The 2,960-nt window shown below is 71.2% G+C and carries 5 protein-coding genes; 3 read left to right on the top strand and 2 right to left on the bottom strand.

The window, feature by feature from the left end:
• From C472_RS18165 to C472_RS05275, 3 genes are all read left to right on the top strand, one after another.
• On the top strand, positions 1–101 hold a 101-nt coding region (locus tag C472_RS18165), incomplete at its 5' end, for a VNG_1110C family protein (RefSeq protein WP_006628771.1).
• 141 nt (positions 102–242) lie between these two features.
• Positions 243–551, top strand: a complete 309-nt coding sequence (locus tag C472_RS16885; protein ID WP_006628770.1) for a hypothetical protein — start codon at positions 243–245, stop codon at positions 549–551.
• 126 nt (positions 552–677) lie between these two features.
• A complete protein-coding gene (locus C472_RS05275) occupies positions 678–1,700 on the top strand; it encodes an NADP-dependent oxidoreductase (RefSeq protein ID WP_006628769.1) in 1,023 nt (340 codons plus the stop codon).
• Positions 1,701–1,753: 53 nt separating this feature from the next.
• Here C472_RS05275 and C472_RS05270 read toward each other — a convergent pair whose 3' ends face one another.
• Complete coding sequence (locus C472_RS05270; protein ID WP_006628768.1) at positions 1,754–2,110, bottom strand: hypothetical protein; 357 nt, start codon at positions 2,108–2,110, stop codon at positions 1,754–1,756.
• A gap of 114 nt (positions 2,111–2,224) precedes the next feature.
• Positions 2,225–2,960 (bottom strand): helix-turn-helix transcriptional regulator (locus tag C472_RS05265; protein WP_006628767.1); only part of this gene is annotated, 736 nt, incomplete at its 5' end.

The raw sequence follows: 2,960 nt of genomic DNA, 5'->3' as shown, positions 1-2,960 counted from the left end.
CCGTCGTCGAACTGCCGGAGCGGTATCGGATCATCGGCAGCCCGGTCGAGATCAAGGCCGCGAGCGACTACCTCGCGCGCAACGGCGTCGCGGTCGCGTGACCGCGGCGTCGACTGCCCCCACCTCTCTTCGCGACGGTCCCCGCCGCTCTCTCCGTCACTTCCCCTCCGTCTCCCCCGGTCATCTCCCGATTCCGATCCCCGTCCGGAGGGTTGAAGTCGCGCACGTCGAGATTTCCGACGATGCTCTCGCGCCGCGCGCTGCTCGCCTCGGGCGTCGGCGGCGTGACCGGAACCGCCGGCTGCGCCGCGTTCTCGTCGGATCCCGACGACGACGCGAGCGACGCTGACGCCGCCGAAGCAGCCGCCGCCGACGCCGCCGACGGAGACGCCGACGCGGCGCGGATCGGCTTCGTCGGCGACCTGATGCTCGGTCGCAGTGTCGCCGAGCGCTCCGCGCCGTACGACACGGAGGTCGACGGGACCGACGGGAACCCGGCCGACGGGAAACTGGTCGACGGCCGACTGCGGATCCCGCTTGACGGGCCGTGACGCCCCGCGTCGCCCGCGTCCTCACTGATCGCTGATCTCCGAATCGCTACGCGACACCGACTTCCGGATCCCCACCGCGCCTGCTGGGGTCCAAACCCTATTGCCGTTGATGGCGCAAGGAGGACCGTGACGAACACCAACCGCGAGTGGCTTCTCGCCCAACGGCCCGACGGCGAACCGGACACGGACAGCTTCGAACTGCGCGAGACGGACGTGCCGACGCCCAACCCGGGCGAACTCCTCGTCCGAATCCGATACCTCTCGGTCGACCCGTACATGCGCGGCCGGATGCGGGACGTCGAGTCCTACGCGGAGCCGTGGGACGTGGGCGACGCGCTCAAGGGCGGCGTCGTCGGCGAAGTGGTCGAGAGCGAGAGCGACGCGTACGACGCGGGCGACCTCGTGACCGGCGAGGGGAAGTGGGCCGACTACGCGACCCTCGACGCCGACGACGTCGCGCCCGTCGACCCGACCGTCGCCGACCCCGAGGCGTACCTGGGCGTGCTCGGCATGCCCGGCCGGACCGCCTACTTCGGCCTGCTGGAGGTCGGCCAGCCTAAGCCCGGCGACACGGTCGTCGTCTCCGGCGCGGCTGGCGCGGTCGGTTCGGTCGTGGGCCAGATCGCCAAGCGAAACGGCTGTCGCGTCGTCGGCTTCGCCGGCAGCGACGAGAAGACCGACTGGCTCACCGACGACCTCGGCTTCGACGCCGCGATCAACTACAAGGCGACAGACGACTACCGCGCCGCGCTCGCCGAGGCCGCGCCCGACGGCATCGACGTGTACTTCGACAACGTCGGCGGCCCGATCACCGACGCGGTGTTCACGCAACTGAACCTCGACGCGCGGGTCGCGGTCTGCGGCCAGATCGCCCACTACAACGACGAGGGCGTCCCGACCGGGCCGCGGAAGCTCCCGCAGATCATCCCCGTGCGGGCCAGCATCGAGGGGCTGCTCGTCGGCGACTTCGCGACGCGCTTCGGCGAGGCGAGCGAACAGCTCGGCCGGTGGGTCGCGACCGGTGAGCTCGAACACCGCGAGACGGTCGTGGAGGGGCTGGAGAACGCGCCCGACGCCTTCCTCGGGCTCTTCTCCGGCGACAACATCGGCAAGCAGGTAGTGCGAGTGTCGAGCCCGGACGACGAGTAGCGACCGAGGTCGAACTGCCAGTCCGGCGACGGCGTCCCGCCGTTCACTGGTCGTCAGAGCCGGTCGAGCGCTTCGTCCAGATCGAACTGCTTCGTCGATTCACTGAACGACTCCCGTCGACCGTCTGCTTCTCCCTCCGCTTCCGGGCTGTCCGACGCCGACCCCACCAGTCGGACGAGGTCGTGATCTACAGACTCCGCGGTCACGGTCGCCTCGAACCGCTCGCGTTCGGTCGCCGGTCCCGCGAACGGGTCGACGCGCTCGACGCCGTCGACAGAGCACGCTACCGCCAGGCACACCGCTTCGCGAAGCCGGTCGGTCGTCGCCCAGCCCGCCGGCGGGACGCGCGGCAGCTCGCGCTCCCGAAATCGCCACGTTTCGATCACTAACTCCGCGTCACGGGGTGGCATCACTACCGATACGCGGACCGCGGCTAAGTGCGTTTTGTCCGGGACCGAACCCGCGTTCTCTCCGGCCCGGACGGCACGCGGTCGGCCGGCGAGGCGGCCCGTCGGCCCGCCGACTCACTCCCTGAATGCCGTCGGATCGAACGGATTCGCCGAGTCCCAGTAGCCCGAGAAGGCCCCTTCTGCCCACTCGCGGACCGTCGGGTCGTCGGTGTGGAGCGACGCTCGGAGGATGCCGCCGTCGTCGCGGACGAGGAGGTAGACGGTCCCGTCCGCGACGGTGACCGCCAGCGGGACCTCCTCTCGGCGGACGCGTATCTCCGCGTCGTCGCTCGCGGCGAGCGCTCGGAGGTCCGCCCAGAGGCCGTCGTCGTCGGCGAGCGCCTCGATCGCGTCGGTCGAGAGGACCGCCTCGAACGTCTGGTCGCCCGCGGCCACCGTTTCGCGGGCCGTCGCGAGGCTCTGCTCGTTGAGCGTGTGCGAGAACGCGCGCAGCGTTCGCGCGCTGGCCATCGCGTCGAGGACGCGCTGGAGCGGCGCGCTGGGGCGCGTCCGACTCGGCATCGTGACGGTCGCGTCGGCGAGACGCCGGAGGTCGAACCCCAGTTCCGCCGCCGGCAGGTACGCCACGACGTCCCGCAGTTTGGTCTCCGTTTCGAGGACGGAGACGAGTTCCTCGATGCCGTCGGCCACGAGCTCCCCGGTCGCGGTCGCGACGTACGCTCCCCCGTCGCGGCTGACCCACGACCGCTCCGCGAAGTCTTCGAGGATCCGCCCCAGCGTCGCCTGCGACGCGCCGGTCGCCGCCGCGAGGTCGCGCCGCGTCTGCGGCCCCGACGCCAGCAGCTGTAGC

Origin of the sequence: Halorubrum tebenquichense DSM 14210, from assembly GCF_000337415.1 — an archaeon.
In the GTDB taxonomy this organism is placed as follows: Archaea; Halobacteriota; Halobacteria; order Halobacteriales; family Haloferacaceae; genus Halorubrum; species Halorubrum tebenquichense.
This window is presented reverse-complemented; position numbering and strand designations above follow the sequence as displayed.